The organism is Pleomorphomonas carboxyditropha, from assembly GCF_002770725.1.
GTDB lineage: Bacteria > Pseudomonadota > Alphaproteobacteria > Rhizobiales > Pleomorphomonadaceae > Pleomorphomonas > Pleomorphomonas carboxyditropha.
This window is the reverse complement of record NZ_NQVN01000010.1, coordinates 153,172-170,955: the sequence shown is the minus strand read 5'-3', so window position 1 is coordinate 170,955 and position 17,784 is coordinate 153,172. Positions and strand designations below refer to the sequence as shown.

Here is a 17,784-nt window from a genome sequence, read left to right as displayed (position 1 = left end):
TGCCATGCAGGCAATCAATCCGCTTACCTGCTCCGAAAGGCGGCTGCGTCGGTCCGTAAAGCCGATAGCGGTCGCTCTGGCGCTGGCGCTTGCCGCCTGCAACCGGCAGGGACAGGCGCTGACGGACGGCCTGCCGGCCGACGGCTACCGCAGCGCCTATCCGATCGCCGTCACCGAGGCGCCCCAAACGCTGGACATCCCGGTCGGCACCGGCACGGGCGGCCTTTCGCCCGAGCTCCGGGCGGTGGTCGCCGATTTCGGCGCCGACGCGGCGCGAAACGCCACCGGACCGGTGGTGGTGATGACGCCCGCCGGATCGATCAATCAGGCGGCCGCCGACTATCTCGCGCGCCAGATCCGCACCGTGCTCAGGCAATCGGGCGTCGCCGCGGCCTATCTCAGAAACCAGACCTATACCGTCGCCGATCCCCGCGTTCCCGCGCCGATCCGGCTCGGGTTTGCTCGCATCAAGGCGGTGAGCCCCCCTTGCGGCCGCTGGACGTCCGACCTCATGCCCGACAACCAGAAGGGCACCGACGGCGCCGAGTTCGGTTGCGCGACCCAGGCCAATCTCGCCGCCATGGTGGAGAATCCGAACGATCTCCTGACGCCTCGGGCCGAGACGCCGGTGCGCGGCTGGCAGCGCTGGGAAATGCTGCAGAAGGCGGCCAAGGGAACGAGCCCGTCGGCCACCTATCCGACTTCGACTTTCTAGGAACCGACGGCCATGACCATCGACGATCCGTTCGTCCCCACCACCTCCGGTCGACCCGCCGACGCCGACGGGCTGAGGCCGGTGCCGCGCATCGCCATCCAGGCGTTCTGCGAGACGCCGGAGGTCGCCGACGTGCTGGAGCAGGCGGCCGCCGACCGCCGCATGGCCAAGGCGCACGTCAAGGTGCATCAGGGCGGCGTCGCCGCCGCCCTCGACTTCTACGTCGCCGCACCGACGCCCAACCTTCTGTTCGTCGAAACACGCGAACGGCGCGAACAGGTGCTCGAGCAGGTCGACCAGTTGGCCTCCGTCTGCGACGCCGGCACCAAGGTGGTGCTGATCGGCCATCACAACGACGTCGCCCTCTATCGCGACCTGATGCGCCGCGGTGTTTCCGAGTACATGGTCGCTCCCTTCGACCTCTACGACGTCATCCGCGAGATCGGCGAGATCTATCTTTCGCCCGATGTGAAGCCGGTGGGACGGACCATTGCTTTCATCGGCGCCCGCGGCGGTGCCGGCTCGTCGACCGTCGCCCACAATGTCGCCTTCTCGCTGTCGCGTGGCTTCGACGGCGGCGTCGTGCTGGCCGATCTCGATCTGCCCTTCGGTACCGCCAGCCTCGACTTCAACCAGGAGCCGCCGCAGACGCTCGCCGACGCGCTCGCTGCCGGCGACCGGGTCGACGACGTCTTCCTCGACCGGCTGCTCTCCAAATGCGCCGACAATCTGAGCCTGCTCGCCGCCCCGGCCACCCTCGACCGCGCCTTCGATCACGACGAGATGGCTTTCGATCCGATTTTGGAGGCCGCCCGCGTCGGTGCGCCGGCCGTCATTCTCGATCTGCCGCACCTCTGGACGGGATGGGTGCGCCGGCTGCTCGGCGCCGCCGACGACGTGGTGATCACGGCGATGCCCGACCTCGCCTCCCTCAGGAACGCCAAGAACCTCATCGACCAGTTGAAGATCGCCCGCCCCAACGACGAGGCGCCGCGCCTCGTCATCAATCAGGTCGGCCTGCCGAAGCGGCCGGAGATCAAGCCCGCCGATTTCCAGAAGGCCCTGCAGCTCGATCCCGCAGCCGTCATCCCCTTCGACGCCGCCCTGTTCGGCACGGCGACCAACAACGGCCAGATGATCGCCGAGATCAACGCCCGTTCGCCGGTTGCCCAGATGTTCGATGCGCTCGCCGCCCGGCTCACCGGCCGCAGCGTCGCCCGCAGCGGCCGCAAGTCGGCTCTCATGCCCTTGCTCGCCCGCCTGCCGCGCCTCAAGGCGCACTGACGACCAGGACGAGGAGACGTTCGATGTCCTTTGGCAAGCGTGGCTCATTCGGTTCGGCACCGGAAAAACCGGCGACGGCCCCGGCAGCGCGGGTCGTCGAACCGGCCGCCGCCGCGCCGGTGGCGACGCCGCCCCCTGCCGCCGCTGCCCGCCCCACGCCCGCACCGGCGCCGGAAATGCAGGAACGGCGCAAGTCCGACAGCTACTACGACACCAAGTCGTCGATCTTCTCGGCGCTGATCGAGACCATCGACCTCAGCCAGCTCGCCAAGCTCGATATCGAAACCGCCCGCGAGGAGATTCGCGACATCGTCGGCGACATCATCACCCTGAAGGCGGTGGTGATGTCGATCTCCGAGCAGGAAGAGCTGCTCGACGACATCTGCAACGACGTGCTGGGCTATGGCCCGCTCGAGCCGCTGCTCGCCCGGGACGACATCGCCGACATCATGGTCAACGGCGCCAACGCCACCTTCATCGAAGTGGCCGGCAAGATGGTCAAGACCGGCGTGCGCTTCCGCGACAACGTCCAGTTGATGAACATCTGCCAACGCATCGTCAGCCAGATCGGCCGCCGCGTCGACGAAGCCTCGCCGATCTGCGACGCCCGCCTGCCGGACGGCAGCCGCGTCAACGTCATCGCGCCGCCGCTCGCCATCGACGGGCCGACGCTGACCATCCGCAAGTTCAAGAAGGACAAGCTGACGCTGCCGCAGCTCGTCAAGTTCGGTTCGATCACCCCCGAAGGCGCCACCATCCTGGAGATCATCGGCCGCTGCCGCTGCAACGTGCTGGTCTCCGGCGGCACCGGCTCCGGCAAGACGACGCTGCTCAACTGCCTCACCGCCTATATCGAGCCGACCGAACGCATCATCACCTGCGAGGACGCCGCCGAGCTCCAGCTCCAGCAGCCGCACGTCGTCCGCCTGGAAACCCGCCCGCCCAATCTCGAGGGCGAGGGCCAGGTGACCATGCGCGACCTCGTGAAGAACTGCCTGCGCATGCGCCCCGAGCGGATCATCGTCGGCGAAGTGCGCGGCCCCGAGGCCTTCGATCTCCTGCAGGCGATGAACACCGGCCACGACGGCTCGATGGGCACGCTGCATGCCAACTCGCCGCGCGAGGCGATCTCGCGCGTCGAATCGATGATCTCCATGGGCGGCTACACGCTGCCGTCCAAGACGGTGCGCGAGATGATCGTCACCTCGGTCGACGTGATCATCCAGGCGGCCCGCCTGAGAGACGGCTCGCGCCGCATCACCCACATCACCGAGGTGGTCGGCCTCGAAGGCGACGTGGTGATCACCCAGGACCTGTTCGTCTACGACATCGTCGGCGAGGAGAGCGACGGGCGGCTGATCGGCCGGCACCGGTCGACCGGCATCGGCCGGCCGAAATTCTGGGACCGTGCCCGCTATTATGGCGAGGAGCGGCGGCTCGCCGCCGCCCTCGACGCATCCGAAGCGCCGGCGCCGGCCGGCGCCTACGCCTGATCATCCGCGAGCGATAGGGGAGAGGAGCATGCAGATCGATATCCGCGTCCTCGCGATGATGGGCCTCGTCGGGTTTTCGATCGCCGCGCTGCTCTACGGCTTCCTTTACGACCGCATCGAGCGACAGGCATCGGTCGAGCGGCGGCGCACGCTGGTGGCCGCGCCGTCGGCCGAGGTCGAGCGGACCAGGGCGGCGGCCGCCACGCCGACCGCCCGCCGCCGCAACGTCCAGGAGACGCTGAAGGACCTTGAGGTCAAGCAGAAGCACAAGGCGTCGAAATCGACCAACCCGCCGATGCAGCTCCGGCTCCAGCAGGCCGGCCTGACCCTGTCCATCGGCCGCTTCTACACCTACAGCGCCGTGACGGGCCTCGTCGTCACGCTGGTCTGCTTCCTCGTCGGACTGCCGCTCCTCCTGGTGCTCGGCGCCGGCTTCGTCGGCGCCGTCGGCCTGCCGCGCTTCCTGGTCAACTTCATCCGCAAGCGCCGCCACGCCGCCTTCATCGACGAGCTCGCCAACGCCGTCGAGGTCATCGTCCGCGGCGTCAAGGCCGGCCTGCCGCTCAACGACTGCCTCCGGATGATCGCCAGCGAGGCCAAGGAACCGGTCAGGAGCGAGTTCCGCACCGTCATCGAGGCGATGCAGCTCGGCATGCCGATCGACGAGGCGGTCGTCCGGATGTACGAGCGCGTGCCGCTGCCGGAGACCAACTTCTTCGGCATCGTCCTCTCCATCCAGTCGAAGGCCGGCGGCAACCTTTCCGAGGCGCTCGGCAACCTCGCCAAGGTGCTGCGCGAGCGCAAGAAGATGCGCGCCAAGATCCAGGCGATGAGCATGGAGGCGAAGTCCTCGGCTTCGATCATCGGCTCGCTGCCGATCATCGTCACCGCCCTCGTCTACATGACCAGCCCGGGCTACATCATGGTGCTGTTCGTCACGCCGATCGGGCAGATCGTCCTCGGCGTTTCGATTCTCTGGATGCTGATCGGCGTCTTCGTCATGAAGCGCATGATTTCCTTCGATTTCTGAGGACCACCATGGGCGCGATCATCGATACCCTGCGCGATCCGGTGGCCCTGATGGCCATCCTGGTGTCGCTCGCCATCTTCGCCACCGTCCTCAGCCTCGCCATGCCGCTCTTGTCGAGCGACCGCCTGCCGGCGCGCATGCGGGCGGTGGCCGACGAGCGCGAGAAAATCCGCCAGCGCGAGCGCGCCCGGCTCGCCGAGGAGGGACGCGGCTCGCTGCGCGGCAAGGAATCCAAGGCCTACATGCGCCGCCTGGTCGAGCGGCTGTCGCTCAGGAAGGCGCTGCTCGACGACAAGGGCGAGGAAAAGCTCAAGCAGGCCGGCTTCCGCAGCGAGGCGGCCACCACCACCTTCCTGTTCGCCCGCTTCGTGCTGCCTTTCGGCTTCCTGCTCATCGCGATCTTCTACGTCTTCGTCGTGCTGAAGATCGACCGCCCCTTGCCCTTCAAGGCCGGCATCTGCCTGGTGATCGCCTATGCCGGCTTCTACCTGCCGGTGATCGTCGTCTCCAACGCACTGCAAAAGCGCCAGCAGTCGATCAAGCGCGCCTTTCCGGATTCTCTCGATCTCCTGCTGATCTGCGTCGAGAGCGGCATGTCGATCGAGCTCGCCTTTCGCCGCGTCTCCGAGGAGATCGGCAGTCAGTCGCTGCCGCTGGCCGAGGAGCTCAGCCTGACCACTGCCGAGCTGTCCTTCCTGTCCGATCGCCGGCAGGCCTACGAGAATCTCGCCAACCGCACCGGCCTCGATGGCGTCAAGGCGGTCTGCCTGGCGCTCATCCAGTCCGAGCGCTACGGCACGCCGCTCGGCCAGACGCTGCGCGTGCTCAGCCAGGAAAACCGCGACATGCGCATGAACGAGGCCGAGAAGAAGGCGGCGGCGCTGCCGCCCAAGCTGACCGTGCCGATGATCCTGTTCTTCCTGCCGGTGCTGTTCGCCGTCATCATGGCGCCGGCCATCATCAAGATCACTTCGCTGCATTAAGGGCGTCAGCGCATATGGAAAAGCCCCGGAGACCGGGGCTTTCTTAACATTGCTATGCTGGAGCGCCTACTTGGTGCCGTACATGCGGTCGCCAGCGTCGCCGAGGCCGGGCACGATATAGCCCTTCTCGTTGAGGTGGCTGTCGATGGCCGCCGTGAACACCGACACGTCGGGATGCGCCTCGGTGAAGTGCTTGATGCCTTCCGGTGCCGCCAGCAGGCAGACGAAGCGGATGTCGCGGGCGCCGCGCTCCTTCAGCTTGTCGACGGCGGCGATCGACGAATTGCCGGTGGCCAGCATCGGATCGACGACGATGGTCAGCCGGTCGGACAGGTCGGCCGGCGCCTTGAAGTAATATTCCACCGGCTGCAGCGTCTCGTGGTCGCGGTAGATGCCGATGTGCGCCACGCGGGCCGCCGGCACCAGATCGAGCATGCCCTCGAGCAGGCCGTTGCCGGCGCGCAGCACCGAGGCGAACACCAGCTTCTTGCCCTCGAGGGTCGGCGCCGTCATCGTCTGGAGCGGCGTCTCGATCTCCACCTCGGTCAGCGCCAGGTCACGCGTCACCTCGTAGCAGAGCAGCGTCGAGATCTCGCGCAGAAGCCGCCGGAAGCTCGCCGTCGAGGTTTCCTTGTTGCGCATGATGGTCAGCTTGTGCTGCACCAGCGGATGATCGATGACCTTGACGCTCATGGGTTCCTCGCGGGCTTTGAGTTTCGGCGACCATAGAGGCTCGAAGCCGCCTCCGAAACCGGCATTTTCCCCGATCTCCACCAGATTCAGACCGGTAGCCGGGCGAGGAGCCGCGCTTTCGTCGCCGCGTCGCAGAACGAATCCTCGATCGCCGTCCGCGTCACCGCCGCGAGCTCGGCATCGGTCAGTCCGAAGGCGTCGCGCGCCACCCGATATTCATGCCCGACCGACGTCCAGAAGAACGGCGGATCGTCGGTATTGAGCGAATGACGCACCCCCGCCGCCCTCAGCGCCGGCAGCGGATGATCGGCGTAGTCCCGGTAGACGCCGAGCGTGACGTTGGACACCGGGCAGACTTCGAGATGGATGCCCTCCTCGGCGATGCGGCGAACGAGGTCGGCGTTCTCGACGGCGCGCACGCCATGGCCGATGCGCTTCACCGGAATGGCGTCGAGCGTCGCCGCGACGCCCTCCCAGGAGCACCATTCGCCGGCATGGCAGGTGAGCGGCAGGCCCGCCTCGGCGGCGATCTCGAAAGCGGCGGCAAACTCGTGCGGCGCGTGCAGGCGCTCCTCGCCGGCCATGCCGAAGCCGACGACCTCCGGCACCAGATTGTTCACCGCCGCCCGCGCCGCCTCGACGCCGCGCTCCGGGCCGTAGTGGCGCTCGATGAGCGGGATCACCCGGCCGACGATGCCGGTCGCCGCCTCGGCCCGGCGCAATCCCTCGACGATACCCTCGAGATAGGCGCGGTAACCGAGGCCGGAACGTGCCCCGAAGTCGGGCGACACGAAGAACTCGGTGTAGATCGAGCCGGCGGCGGCGGCCTGCCGCTGGTAGACCTCGGCGACCTCGGCAAAATCCTCGGGCGTGCGGAAGACCGAGGCGGCGAGGTCGTAGGCGACGAGGAAGGACGAGAAATCCGTCCAGAGATAGCGCCCCTCGTCGTCGAACAGCCGCGACACGTCGACCCCGTAGCGGACGGCGTTGCGGCGGACGAGCTCCGGCGCGGCGCCGGCCTCCAGATGGACGTGCAGTTCGGCCTTCGCCACCGAAGGCGCGGCGGTCGGTTCGGTCATCAAGCGTCTTTCAGATCAGCGAGCGGCCGTGCAGGCCCGGCGCCAGGCCGAGCCAGGCGGCGACGGTCTCGGCCATGTCGGCGAAAGTATCGGTCCGGCCGGCCGAACCGGGCGGCACGCCCTGGCCGGCGAACAGCGCCGGCACGCGCTCCCGCGTGTGGTCGCTGCCGCGCCAGGTCGGATCGCAGCCATGATCGGCGGTGATCAGCAGCATGTCGCCCGCGGCCATCGCCGCTTCCACTTCCGGCAGGCGGCGGTCGAAGGCCTCCAGGCAGGCGGCATAGCCGGCGACGTCGCGGCGATGGCCGTATTCGGTGTCGAAGTCGACGAGATTGACGAAGACGAGGTCGCCGGCACCGGCTTCGCCGAGCGCGGCGATGCCGAGGTCGAGGTTGCCGTCGTTGGACTTGCCCTTGCGGCCGATGGTGACGTTCTGGTGGGCGAAGATGTCGCCGATCTTGCCGATGCCGTAGACCTTGCCGCCCGCCGCCTCGACGCGGGTGAGCAGCGTCGGCTCGGGCGGCGGCACGGCGTAGTCGCGCCGGTTGGCGGTGCGCTTGAAGCTGTCCCTGGTTTCGCCGACGAACGGCCGGGCGATCACCCGGCCGACGCGGTAGGGATCGACCAGCCGGCGGGCGATCTCGCAGTCGGCGAGCAGCTTGGCAAGGCCGAAATGCGTCTCGTGAGCGGCGATCTGCATCACCGAATCGGCCGAGGTGTAGACGATCGGCTTGCCGGTGCGGATATGCTCCTCGCCGAAGCGGGCGATGACCTCGGTGCCGGAGGCGTGGCAGTTGCCGAGGATGCCCGGCACGCCGGTCTCGCGCACATAGGCCTCGATCAGCTCGGCCGGGAAGCTCGGCGGCTCCGGCGGGAAATAGCCCCACTCGAAGGGCACCGGCACGCCGGCGATCTCCCAGTGGCCGGACGGCGTGTCCTTGCCGCTCGACACCTCGGCCGGGGCGGCATAGCGGCCCTCGGCGGTGGTGCGGGAGAAGCCGGCCGGCTTCCGGCCGGTGGCGAGTTCGGCGGCGAGGCCAAGGCCGAGGCGCTCGAGATTGGGAAGCGAAAGCGGGCCCGACCGCAAGCCCTCCCGGTCGCCCCGCCCGGCCGCGCATTCGGCGGCGATATGGCCGAGCGTGTCGGCGCCCTCGTCGCCGAAGCGGGCGGCGTCCGGCGCGCCGCCGATGCCGAAGCTGTCGAGCACGATGACGATGGCTCGTTTCATGGTTCCTCCCCGGCGCCCGGTCGGCGCCCAGATCTCTTGCAAAGCTCCGGGGCGGCGCCGTCCGCGGCCGTCCCGGGAAGTTGTTTTAACCGCCGACCCGCTCGACCACCGACGGCCCGCGCTCCGGCCGGTCGCCCAGCCGGTAGGCGGCAACGAGCGCCGCCGCCGCGGCGTCGGCCGCCGACTCGCTCGCCGCATGCACGAAGCCGAGCGGCCGGTCGGGACCGACGTCCTCGCCGCGCCCGGCCAGCGCCGAGAAGCCGACCGACGGATCGATGGCGTCCTGCGGCCGGGTGCGGCCGCCGCCGAGCCCGACGACGGCAACGCCGATCGCCCGCGCGTCGATCGCCGCGACGGTGCCGGCCTGCGGCGGAGGCACCGGCTTCACCACCGGCGCCTTGGCAAGATAGGTGTCGGCCTTCATCACGAAATCGATCGGACCGCCGAGCGCGCTGACCATGCTGCCGAAGATTTCCGCCGCCCGGCCGGAGGTGAGGGCTTCCTCGACCGCGACGCGCGCCTCGCCAAGGTCGGGGCGAAGGCCGCCGATCACCAGCATTTCGGCCGCCAGCGCCACCGTCACCTCCCACATGCGCGGGTCGATGCGCCTGCCGGTCAGGAAATCGACGGCGAGCTGCACTTCCAGCGCGTTGCCAGCCGCCGTGCCCAGCGGCTCGTGCATGTCGGTGATCAGTCCGATGGTCGGCAGGCCGGCGCCATTGGCAACGCTGACCAGGCTTTCGGCCAGCGCCCGCGAGTCTTCGAGGCTTGCCATGAAGGCGCCGGTGCCGGTTTTGACGTCGAGCACCAGCCCGTGAAGGCCGGCGGCGAGTTTCTTCGACAGGATCGACGCGGTGATCAGGTCGATGCTCTCCACCGTGCCGGTCACGTCGCGGATGGCATAGAGCCGCTTGTCGGCCGGCGCCAGATCGGTGGTCTGGCCGATGATGGCGCAGCCGACCTCGCGCACCACCTTGCGGAACAGCTCGTTGTCCGGCTGCGTCCGGTAGCCCGGCACCGCGTCGAGCTTGTCGAGCGTGCCGCCGGTGTGGCCGAGGCCGCGGCCGGAGATCATCGGCACGAAGCCGCCGCAGGCGGCGACGGCCGGCGCCAGCATCAGCGACACGGTATCGCCGATGCCGCCGGTCGAATGCTTGTCGAGGGCCGGTCCCGGCAGGTCGGACCAGTCGAGCACAACGCCCGAGTCGCGCATGGCAAGCGTCAGCGCCACGCGCTCGTCGATGGTCATGCCGCGAAAGAAGGTGGCCATGGCGAAGGCCGCCACCTGCCCCTCGGTCACCGAGCCGACCGTCAGGCCCTCGACCATGAAGGCGATCTCGTCGCGGCCGAGCGCGGCGCCGTCGCGCTTGCGGCGGATGATTTCCTGCGGCAGGAAGCTCATGCGGATGCTCCGTAGGCTGCCCCATACCCCTTGATGACGCGCGGCAGGAGGCGCCGCAGCTTTTCGGCTCCCTTCGGCGCCGCCTCCTTCACCTCCTCGTGGCTGAGCTCCTGGTCGGTGAGGCCGGCGGCCGGGTTGGTGACGGTGGAGACGGCGGCCACCTCGAGGCCCATGTAGCGGGCGAGGATCACCTCCGGCACCGTCGACATGCCGACGGCGTCGCCGCCGAGGATCTTGGCCGCGCGGATTTCGGCCGGCGTCTCGAAGGACGGACCGGTGAACCAGACGTAGACGCCCGCATGCAGCGCGATACCCTCGGCGGCCGCCGCCTCGCGGAACAGCTCCTGCAGGCGTGGGTCGTAGGCCTGCGACATGCCGACGAAGCGCTCGTCGCCGAGTTCGCCGACCAGCGGGTTGGAGCCGGTGAAATTGATGTGGTCGGTGATCAGCATCAGCTCGCCCGGGCCGACCTCCAGGTGCAGGCCGCCGGCCGCGTTGGTCAGGATCACGGCGCGGCAGCCGATCAGCTTCAGCACCTCGATCGGCGTCTTCATGACCGCCGCTTCGCCGTGCTCGTAATAATGGGCGCGGCCCGACAGCACCGCCACCGGCTGGCCGGCGATGCGGCCGACGATCAGCTCGCCCTTGTGGCTGGAGACGGTGGAGACCGGAAAGCCCGGCAGCTCGGCGAAGGAAAAGCGGACGGCGCCCTCCACGCTGTCGGCGAACGAGCCGAGCCCGGAGCCGAGCACCATGCCGACGAGCGGCTTCAGATCCGTCCTGGCGGCGATCATCGCCGCCGCGCGGGCGGCGTTGGAGATTTCGGACATGTTCGTTCACTCCTCCAGAACGAAACCGGCCGGCAGCAGCTCGGCCATGGTGAAACGCTGGCTGGCGCCGTCGGGGTCGGCGGCCCAGATCTCGGTGGCCGGCGACGCCGCGAATTCCATCAGCCGCTGGCGGCAACCGCCGCACGGCGTGCAGAAGCGGCCGCCCGGCACGCGCTCGCCATCGATGCGGCTCGCCACCACCACGGCGCGGACGATACGCCTTGCACCGCCCATTACCAGATGGCCGATGGCCGTCGTCTCGGCGCACCAGCCCTCGGGGAACGAGGCGTTCTCGACATTGCAGCCGGAATAGACCTTGCCGTCGTCGGCCAGCAGCGCCGCGCCGACGGCGTAGTTGGAGTAAGGGGCGTAGGCCCGGGCGCGGGCGGCGCTCGCCGCCGCGAACAATTGGTCGAAATCGGCCATCTCAGCGCTCCTTGACGTAGGGCACGCCGCCGGCCTTGGGCGGCCGGGCGACGCCGATGAAGCCGGCGAGCAGCACGCAGGTCAGCACATAGGGCAGCGCCTGGAAGATCTGCACCGGCACCTCGCCGATGCCCGGCACGCTCTTGCCCTGCATGAAGTTGGCAAAGGCGTCGAGGAAGCCGAACAGCAGGCAGGCCAGCATCACCGGCACCGGCCGCCACTTGGCGAAGATCAGCGCAGCGAGCGCGATATAGCCCTTGCCGGCCGACATGTCCTTCACGAAGCCGGCCGACTGGGCGATGGAGAGATAGGTGCCGGCGCAGCCGCAGAGGATGCCGGCGCAGATGGTCGCGCGATAACGCAGCCAGGTGACCGAGATGCCGGCGGTATCGACGGCGCCCGGATTCTCGCCGACCGCCCGGAGGCGCAGGCCGAAGCGGGTGCGGTAGAGCACCCACCAGGCGGCCGGCACGGCGAGGAAGGCCAGATAGGTCAGGATGTTGTGGCCGGAAATCACGTTGGCGTAGAAGCGGCCGAAGAAGCCCATCTCCCTGAGCTCGGCGGCATAGGGGAAGACGATCTCGGTGAAGCGCGCCGAGGCGGCGAGCGGCGGCGTCCGGCCGCCCTGGCTGAACCAGGCCTGCCCCAGCACCGCCGTCAGGCCGGAGGCCAGGAAGTTGATGGCGACGCCCGACACGATCTGGTTGCCGCGATTGGTGATCGAGGCGAAGCCGTGGATCAGCGAGATCAGCACCGACACGGTGATGCCGGCGAGAAGGCCGAGCCAGGGCGAGCCGGTCATGAAGGCGGCGACGGCGGCGGCGAAGGCCGAGAACAGCATCTTGCCTTCGAGGCCGATGTCGAACACGCCGGCCCGCTCGGTGAACAGGCCCGCCAACGCGGTGAAGATCAGCGGGATCGACAGGCGGATGGTCGAGCCGAGGATCGAGATGAGGTCGAGGTTTTCCATGGATCTCCTCCTCAGGCCTTGCCGAACCGCTGCCAGACCCGGACGATGGCCGGGCGGAACAGGTATTCGAGGGCGCCGGCGAACAGGATCACCAGACCCTGGATGACGACGATCATGTCGCGGGTGATCTTCGGCATGTCGAACGACAGGGCGTCGCCGCCCTGGTAGAGCACGCCGAACAGGACGGCGGCGAGCACGATGCCGAGCGGGTGGCTGCGCCCCATCAGCGACACGGCGATGCCGACGAAGCCGGCGCCGCCGACGAACTCCACCTGCAGGCGGGCCGAGGCGCCGAGCACCGGGTTGAGCGCCATCATGCCGGCGAGGCCGCCGGAGATCAGCATGGTGATGATCACCGTCTTCACATAGGGGATGCCGGCGTAGACGGCGGCCGTCGAGCTGGCGCCGAGCGTGCGGATCTCGTAGCCGAGCTTGGTCCGCCAGATCAGCAGCCAGACGGCGACGCACATGACGAGGGCGATCAGGAACGACACGTTGAACGGCGCCGCCCCGAGCCGGCCGCCGAACAGCGCGATCAGCCAGTCGAGCTTGGGAAGCTGGCCGCCCTCCAGGAAAACGCGGGTTTCCGGCGCCATCTTGCCCGGCACGATCAGCACGTGGACCAGCAGATAGACCATCATCGCCGCGCCGATGAAGTTGAACATGATGGTGGTGATGACGATGTGGCTGCCGCGCTTGGCTTGCAGCCAGGCCGGGATCAGCGCCCAGGCGGCGCCGAAGATCGCCGCGCCGATCACCGCGAAGGGCATGGTCACGTACCAGGGCACGTAGTGGTCGAGGGCGAGCGAGGCCAGCGCCGCGCCGAGGCCGCCGACATAGGCCTGGCCTTCCGAGCCGATGTTGAACAGGCCCGCGTGATAGGCGACGGCCACCGACAGGCCGGTGAAGATGAAGTTGGTGGCGTAGTAGAGCGTGAAGCCGATGCCCTCGCCGTTGCCGAGCGCGCCCTGCAGCAGCAGCTTGACGGCTTCGAGCGGGTTTTCGCCGATGAACCAGACGACGACGCCGGAAATCAGGAATGCGACGACGAGGTTGAGGAACGGCATCAGGCCGTAGGTGATCCAGTTGGGAAGCGGTACGGACGCGGTGCTCATCTCGGCCTCACGCGGCAATGCCGGCCATCATCAGGCCGAGGGTCTGTTCACCGGTATCCGGCGTCTTCTCGCCGACCACATGGCCGGCGAACATCACGAGGATGCGGTCGGAAAGCGAGCGGATCTCGTCGAGCTCCACCGATACCAGCAGCACCGCCTTGCCGGCGTCGCGCATGGCGATCAGCCGGCGGTGGATGAACTCGATGGCACCGATGTCGACGCCGCGCGTCGGCTGCCCGACCACCAACAGCGACGGGTCGCGCTCGATCTCGCGGGCGACGACGATCTTCTGCTGGTTGCCGCCGGAGAAGTTGGCGGTCTTCAGCCGGCAGTTGGGCGGCCGGATATCGTATTTCTCGATCTTGGCCTTGGCGTCGTCGCGGCAGGCGTCGAGATCGAGCAGCGGTCCCCGGCCGTAGCGGCCGTCACGGTGATAGCCGAGGACGGAATTCTCGCTTTCCTCGAAACCCAGCACCAGGCCCATGTGGTGCCGGTCCTCTGGAATGTGGCCGAGGCCGAGCGCCCGCAGGCGGGCGGCGTCGAAGCCGGCGACCGGCTGGCCGTGGATCATAATCTCGCCGGAGACCGGCTTGCGGATGCCGGTGATCGCCTCGAGAAGCTCCGACTGGCCGTTGCCAGCGACGCCGGCGATGCCGACCACCTCGCCGGCGCGAACATCGAAGGAGACGTCGTCGACCATGACGACGCCGCGGCCGTCCTTGACCGTGAGGTTCCGGACCGACAGCACGACCTCGCCCGGCGAGGCCGGCCCCTTTTCGACGCGCAACAGCACGCGGCGGCCGACCATCAGTTCGGCGAGCTCCTCCACTGTCGTCTCGGCGGTGCGGCGGGTCGCCACCATCTCGCCGCGCCGCATCACCGAAACCGTGTCGGTGATCGCCATGATCTCGCGCAGCTTGTGGGTGATGAGGACGATGGTCTTGCCCTGGTCGCGCAGCACGCCGAGGATGCGGAACAGGTGATCGGCCTCGGCCGGCGTCAGCACGCCGGTCGGCTCGTCGAGGATCAGGATCTCGGCGCCGCGATAGAGCGCCTTCAGGATCTCGACACGCTGCTGCAGGCCGACCGGCAGTTCCTCGATGATCGCGTCGGGATCGACTTCGAGGCCGTAATCGGCCTCGAGGCGCTTCAGCGCCGACCGCGCATCGGAGACGCCCCGGCCGAGCAAGGCGCCGCCCTCGACGCCGAGCACCACGTTTTCGAGGACGGAGAAATTCTCGACCAGCATGAAGTGCTGGTGGACCATGCCGATGCCGGCGGAGATCGCCGCCTGGCTGTCATGGATGACGGTGTCCTGGCCGTTGATGCGGATCGCGCCGGCGTCGGCCTGGTAGAAACCGTAGAGGATCGACATCAGCGTCGACTTGCCGGCGCCATTTTCGCCGATGATGCCGTGGATCGAGCCCTTGGCGACGGTGAGGTTGATGTTCCTGTTGGCGTGGACGGCGCCAAACTTCTTGTCGATGCCGATCAGTTCGATGGCGGGCGCTGCGGTCGGGGATGGGCTCACGGCTTGACGGCTCCGGATACGAAAAAGGCGCAAGGCACGCCCGAAAACCGGCCATGCCTTGCGCCCTCATGACTGCGAGATCACTTCGGGCAGGAGTTGTCCGACATATAGTCGTGCACCTTGATGGCACCGGAGACGATATCGGCCTTGGCCTTCTCGACCGCCGCCAGGATCTCGGGGGTGATCAGCGGCTTGTTGTTGTCGTCATAGGCCCAGGCGACGCCGTCTTCCTTGATGCCGAGCGCCTGCACGCCGCCGGTGAACGTGTCACCCTTGGCGTCGGAGAAGGCGTTGTAGACGGCGAGGTCGACGCGCTTGACCATCGAGGTCAGCACCGAACCCGGATGCAGGTAGTTCTGGTTCGAATCGACGCCGATCGAGTACTTGCCCTGGTCGGCCGCCGTCTGCAGCACGCCGATTCCGCTCGCACCCGCCGCCGCGTAGATCACGTCGGCGCCCTGGTCGATCTGGCCCTTGGTCAGCTCGCCGGCGCGCACCGGATCGCTCCAGGCGGCGCCGGTGGTGCCGACGTAGTTCTGGAACACGTCGTTGCCGGCCTTGGCCGCGCGGGCGCCCTGATCGTAGCCGCACTCGAACTTGCGGATCAGCGGAATGTCCATGCCGCCGACGAAGCCGACCTTGCCGGTCTTGGAGAACAGGCCGGCGACGGTGCCGACGAGGTAGGAGCCTTCCTCTTCCTTGTAGACCACGGAACGGACGTTCGGCTTGTCGACCACGGCGTCGACGATGACGAACTTGGTGTCGGGGAACTCGGTCGCCACCTTCTCGATGGCCGACGTCCAGGCGAAGGAGACGGCCACCACCGGGTTGAAGCCCTTGGAGGCAAAGTTACGGATCGCCTGCTCGCCCTGGGTGTCGCCGGTCGGCTCGAAGTCGCGATACTCGATGCCGGTCTCGGCCTTGAACTTCTCGGCGCCGGTGTAGGCCGCCTCGTTGAAGGACTTGTCGAACTTGCCGCCGGTGCCGTAGACGAGCGCCGGCTTGATGTCCGCCGCCATCGCCGTGCTCGCCAGCATGGCTGCGACAAAGGTAGCGCCGATCAGTTTGTTGATCATTGTGTTCCTCACCCCTTTTGGAAGGAGCCCCCGTTCGGGCTGGTCGGCGGAGGAAACCCCAAATTGCCCCTCCCCCGAGTGGCGCATACCTAAGCATGCTTTCCAGCGGTTTGCATCGTCTTTCTTCGGTTTTTGACCAAATGGACAATATTAATGCACAACGCTTTCGGGGGAGGCAGACGCTGCCGGATAACGCGCCAACACCGGCGGAATTGTGCGTCCCGGACGCGTCGCCGGACCGCCGCGCGCCGGTATTGTCGACCGATCGCCGCTGCAATTTTACGCGTTTGCCCGTAGAATAATGGGCTAGCCGTTCGCCTTCATATGGCGGCCGCCGAAATTTCCGAGGGCGAGGAGCAAAACCGATACCGTTTCAGGGGGAAAGGCGCTAAGAGCGTGCCCAGCGAGTTCCCTGCTGCATCCGAAGGACACGATGACCGCGCCGACCGCACCCGCCATCGCCCCAGCCATCGCGCTCGTCGCCCACGACGCCCGGAAGGACGAGATGGTCGCCTTCGCCCGCACTCACGAGCGCTGGCTTTCCGCCTTTCGCCTGTTCGCCACCGGCACCACCGGCGGCCGCATCCAGGAGGCCTGTCCCTCCCTCGACATCACCCGCCTGAAGAGCGGCCCGCTCGGCGGCGATCAGCAGATCGGCGCCATGATCGCCGAGGGGCGGCTCGGCGGCCTGTTCTTCTTCATCGACCCGCTGTCGCCCATGCCGCACGACGTCGACGTCAAGGCGTTGACCCGGCTGTCGGTCGTCTACGACATCCCGATGGCCCTCAACCACGCGACGGCGGAGCTGCTGATCCGCTCCGGCGGTCTCATCCATTCCGTCCCCGTTTCCTCAGACTGAGCGAAGACCACGATGTCCCAGAGCGTCTCCAGCGTCGTCACCTTTCCGGTCCTGTTCGCCGACATCGGCGGCACCAACGCCCGCTTCGCCCTCCTGACCGACGCCGACGGCGACATCCGCCATTTCGACACCGTCGAGACGCGGCTGTTCCCGACCGTCGAGGACGCCATCCAGAGCGCGGTCATCGATGCCGGCGCGCCGGCGCCGAGGTCCCTGGTGTTCGCGCTGGCCGGGCCGATCGGCGAGGAAAGCACCCAGCTCACCAACTGCCCGTGGGTCGTCACCCCGAAGCGCCTCATCGAGCGCTTCCGGCTCGACCACGTCATCCTGTTCAACGACTTCGAGGCGCTCGGCCTTTGCCTGCCGGGCCTGAAGCCGAAGGATCTCGTCACCGTTGGCGGCGCCCTGCCGCCCGAGCGCGGCACCAAGGTGGTGATCGGCCCCGGCACCGGCCTCGGAGCCGCCGGCCTCGTCGACGCCGCCGGCCTGTGGGTGCCGGTGCCCGGCGAGGGCGGTCACATCGACCTCGCGCCGGTGACGGCCCGCGACTACGACATCTGGCCGCATATCGAGCGGGCCGGCGGCCGGGTCACCGGCGAGACGATCATCTGCGGCGCCGGCCTCCTGCGCCTCTACCGGGCGGTCGCCGCCGCCGGCAAGAACTTTCCCGCCTGCGACACGCCGGCCGCCGTCACCGCCGCCGCCGAGGCTGGCGACCCGATCGCGGTCGAAACCGTCGCCCTGTTCGCCGAGCATCTCGGCCGGATCGCCGGCAATCTCGCCCTGACCTTCCTGGCGCACGGCGGCGTCTATCTGGCCGGCGGCATCGCGCCGCGCATCGTCAAGGTATTGCAGCAGGGCAGCTTCCGGGCCGCCTTCGAGGACAAATATCCGCACCAGAGCCTGATGGCCGCCCTGCCGACGGCGATCATCGTCCACGACCGCCCGGCGCTGGCCGGCCTCGTCGACTTCGCCCGCCGCCCCAGCACCTTCGGCCTGCGCCTCGACGGGCGGCACTGGCGCGGCTGAGCAACGACAAAGTGAACGGGAGAGAGGCGCCCGGCGGTCGT

Annotated in this window: 17 protein-coding genes; 7 read left to right on the top strand and 10 right to left on the bottom strand. The window is 68.3% G+C overall.

Translation table 11 applies throughout. From position 1 onward, the window contains the following. The first annotated feature begins 4 nt into the window (after positions 1 to 4). The 5 genes from CJ014_RS15885 to CJ014_RS15865 are packed head-to-tail and all read left to right on the top strand — an operon-like array spanning position 5 to position 5,505. Complete coding sequence (locus tag CJ014_RS15885) at positions 5 to 715, top strand: CpaD family pilus assembly protein (protein WP_165790857.1); 711 nt, start codon at positions 5 to 7, stop codon at positions 713 to 715. Between the two features lie 12 nt (positions 716 to 727). After that, positions 728 to 1,999 (top strand): CpaE/TadZ family protein, encoded by a 1,272-nt coding sequence (locus CJ014_RS15880; protein WP_100081458.1) that lies wholly within the window; start codon positions 728 to 730, stop codon positions 1,997 to 1,999. A gap of 23 nt (positions 2,000 to 2,022) precedes the next feature. Further along, positions 2,023 to 3,492: a TadA family conjugal transfer-associated ATPase gene (locus tag CJ014_RS15875; RefSeq protein WP_100081457.1), complete on the top strand. Its 1,470-nt coding sequence runs from the start codon at positions 2,023 to 2,025 to the stop codon at positions 3,490 to 3,492. Positions 3,493 to 3,520: 28 nt separating this feature from the next. After that, complete coding sequence (locus CJ014_RS15870; RefSeq protein WP_100081456.1) at positions 3,521 to 4,522, top strand: type II secretion system F family protein; 1,002 nt, start codon at positions 3,521 to 3,523, stop codon at positions 4,520 to 4,522. 8 nt (positions 4,523 to 4,530) lie between these two features. After that, positions 4,531 to 5,505 (top strand): type II secretion system F family protein, encoded by a 975-nt coding sequence (locus CJ014_RS15865; RefSeq protein WP_100081455.1) that lies wholly within the window; start codon positions 4,531 to 4,533, stop codon positions 5,503 to 5,505. A gap of 66 nt (positions 5,506 to 5,571) precedes the next feature. Here the strand turns inward: CJ014_RS15865 and upp are convergent, their stop codons facing one another. The 10 genes from upp to CJ014_RS15815 form a co-directional block, all read right to left on the bottom strand. Then, positions 5,572 to 6,198: a uracil phosphoribosyltransferase gene (gene upp, locus CJ014_RS15860; RefSeq protein ID WP_100081454.1), complete on the bottom strand. Its 627-nt coding sequence runs from the start codon at positions 6,196 to 6,198 to the stop codon at positions 5,572 to 5,574. A gap of 86 nt (positions 6,199 to 6,284) precedes the next feature. Beyond that, positions 6,285 to 7,277, bottom strand: coding sequence for an adenosine deaminase (gene add / locus CJ014_RS15855; RefSeq protein WP_100081453.1), 993 nt, complete (start codon positions 7,275 to 7,277; stop codon positions 6,285 to 6,287). A 10-nt stretch (positions 7,278 to 7,287) separates the two neighbouring features. Then, entirely contained in the window at positions 7,288 to 8,505 is a 1,218-nt protein-coding gene (locus CJ014_RS15850; protein ID WP_100081452.1) for a phosphopentomutase, read from the bottom strand. Positions 8,506 to 8,590: 85 nt separating this feature from the next. Next, positions 8,591 to 9,907 carry a thymidine phosphorylase gene (gene deoA / locus CJ014_RS15845; RefSeq protein ID WP_100081451.1) on the bottom strand — a complete coding sequence of 439 codons (1,317 nt, stop codon included), beginning with the start codon at positions 9,905 to 9,907 and terminating at the stop codon, positions 8,591 to 8,593. Continuing rightward, positions 9,904 to 10,737 (bottom strand): purine-nucleoside phosphorylase, encoded by an 834-nt coding sequence (locus CJ014_RS15840; protein WP_100081450.1) that lies wholly within the window; start codon positions 10,735 to 10,737, stop codon positions 9,904 to 9,906. Before CJ014_RS15840 ends, deoA begins: the two co-directional genes overlap by 4 nt. 6 nt (positions 10,738 to 10,743) lie before the next feature. Further along, entirely contained in the window at positions 10,744 to 11,163 is a 420-nt protein-coding gene (cdd, locus tag CJ014_RS15835; RefSeq protein WP_100081449.1) for a cytidine deaminase, read from the bottom strand. Position 11,164: 1 nt separating this feature from the next. Beyond that, complete coding sequence (locus CJ014_RS15830) at positions 11,165 to 12,133, bottom strand: ABC transporter permease (protein ID WP_100081448.1); 969 nt, start codon at positions 12,131 to 12,133, stop codon at positions 11,165 to 11,167. Between the two features lie 11 nt (positions 12,134 to 12,144). After that, positions 12,145 to 13,248 carry an ABC transporter permease gene (locus CJ014_RS15825; protein ID WP_100081447.1) on the bottom strand — a complete coding sequence of 368 codons (1,104 nt, stop codon included), beginning with the start codon at positions 13,246 to 13,248 and terminating at the stop codon, positions 12,145 to 12,147. Between the two features lie 7 nt (positions 13,249 to 13,255). Next, entirely contained in the window at positions 13,256 to 14,779 is a 1,524-nt protein-coding gene (locus CJ014_RS15820; protein WP_100081446.1) for an ABC transporter ATP-binding protein, read from the bottom strand. A gap of 80 nt (positions 14,780 to 14,859) precedes the next feature. After that, a complete protein-coding gene (locus CJ014_RS15815; RefSeq protein ID WP_100081445.1) occupies positions 14,860 to 15,855 on the bottom strand; it encodes a BMP family lipoprotein in 996 nt (331 codons plus the stop codon). Positions 15,856 to 16,288: 433 nt separating this feature from the next. On the opposite strand from CJ014_RS15815, the gene CJ014_RS15810 reads away from it, so the two are divergent. Then, positions 16,289 to 16,714 carry a methylglyoxal synthase gene (locus CJ014_RS15810; protein ID WP_100081444.1) on the top strand — a complete coding sequence of 142 codons (426 nt, stop codon included), beginning with the start codon at positions 16,289 to 16,291 and terminating at the stop codon, positions 16,712 to 16,714. Positions 16,715 to 16,726: 12 nt separating this feature from the next. Next, entirely contained in the window at positions 16,727 to 17,743 is a 1,017-nt protein-coding gene (glk, locus tag CJ014_RS15805; RefSeq protein ID WP_100081443.1) for a glucokinase, read from the top strand. Positions 17,744 to 17,784: the final 41 nt, after the last annotated feature.

What these genes read in the sequence shown, in the direction of transcription:
- CJ014_RS15885 (WP_165790857.1), top strand. Translation starts at nt 5, where the DNA reads ATGCAGGCAATCAATCCGCTTACCTGCTCCGAAAGGCGGCTGCGTCGG.
- CJ014_RS15880 (WP_100081458.1), top strand. Translation starts at nt 728, where the DNA reads ATGACCATCGACGATCCGTTCGTCCCCACCACCTCCGGTCGACCCGCC.
- CJ014_RS15875 (WP_100081457.1), top strand. Translation starts at nt 2,023, where the DNA reads ATGTCCTTTGGCAAGCGTGGCTCATTCGGTTCGGCACCGGAAAAACCG.
- CJ014_RS15870 (WP_100081456.1), top strand. Translation starts at nt 3,521, where the DNA reads ATGCAGATCGATATCCGCGTCCTCGCGATGATGGGCCTCGTCGGGTTT.
- CJ014_RS15865 (WP_100081455.1), top strand. Translation starts at nt 4,531, where the DNA reads ATGGGCGCGATCATCGATACCCTGCGCGATCCGGTGGCCCTGATGGCC.
- upp (WP_100081454.1), bottom strand. Translation starts at nt 6,198, where the DNA reads ATGAGCGTCAAGGTCATCGATCATCCGCTGGTGCAGCACAAGCTGACC.
- add (WP_100081453.1), bottom strand. Translation starts at nt 7,277, where the DNA reads ATGACCGAACCGACCGCCGCGCCTTCGGTGGCGAAGGCCGAACTGCAC.
- CJ014_RS15850 (WP_100081452.1), bottom strand. Translation starts at nt 8,505, where the DNA reads ATGAAACGAGCCATCGTCATCGTGCTCGACAGCTTCGGCATCGGCGGC.
- deoA (WP_100081451.1), bottom strand. Translation starts at nt 9,907, where the DNA reads ATGAGCTTCCTGCCGCAGGAAATCATCCGCCGCAAGCGCGACGGCGCC.
- CJ014_RS15840 (WP_100081450.1), bottom strand. Translation starts at nt 10,737, where the DNA reads ATGTCCGAAATCTCCAACGCCGCCCGCGCGGCGGCGATGATCGCCGCC.
- cdd (WP_100081449.1), bottom strand. Translation starts at nt 11,163, where the DNA reads ATGGCCGATTTCGACCAATTGTTCGCGGCGGCGAGCGCCGCCCGCGCC.
- CJ014_RS15830 (WP_100081448.1), bottom strand. Translation starts at nt 12,133, where the DNA reads ATGGAAAACCTCGACCTCATCTCGATCCTCGGCTCGACCATCCGCCTG.
- CJ014_RS15825 (WP_100081447.1), bottom strand. Translation starts at nt 13,248, where the DNA reads ATGAGCACCGCGTCCGTACCGCTTCCCAACTGGATCACCTACGGCCTG.
- CJ014_RS15815 (WP_100081445.1), bottom strand. Translation starts at nt 15,855, where the DNA reads ATGATCAACAAACTGATCGGCGCTACCTTTGTCGCAGCCATGCTGGCG.
- CJ014_RS15810 (WP_100081444.1), top strand. Translation starts at nt 16,289, where the DNA reads ATGACCGCGCCGACCGCACCCGCCATCGCCCCAGCCATCGCGCTCGTC.
- glk (WP_100081443.1), top strand. Translation starts at nt 16,727, where the DNA reads ATGTCCCAGAGCGTCTCCAGCGTCGTCACCTTTCCGGTCCTGTTCGCC.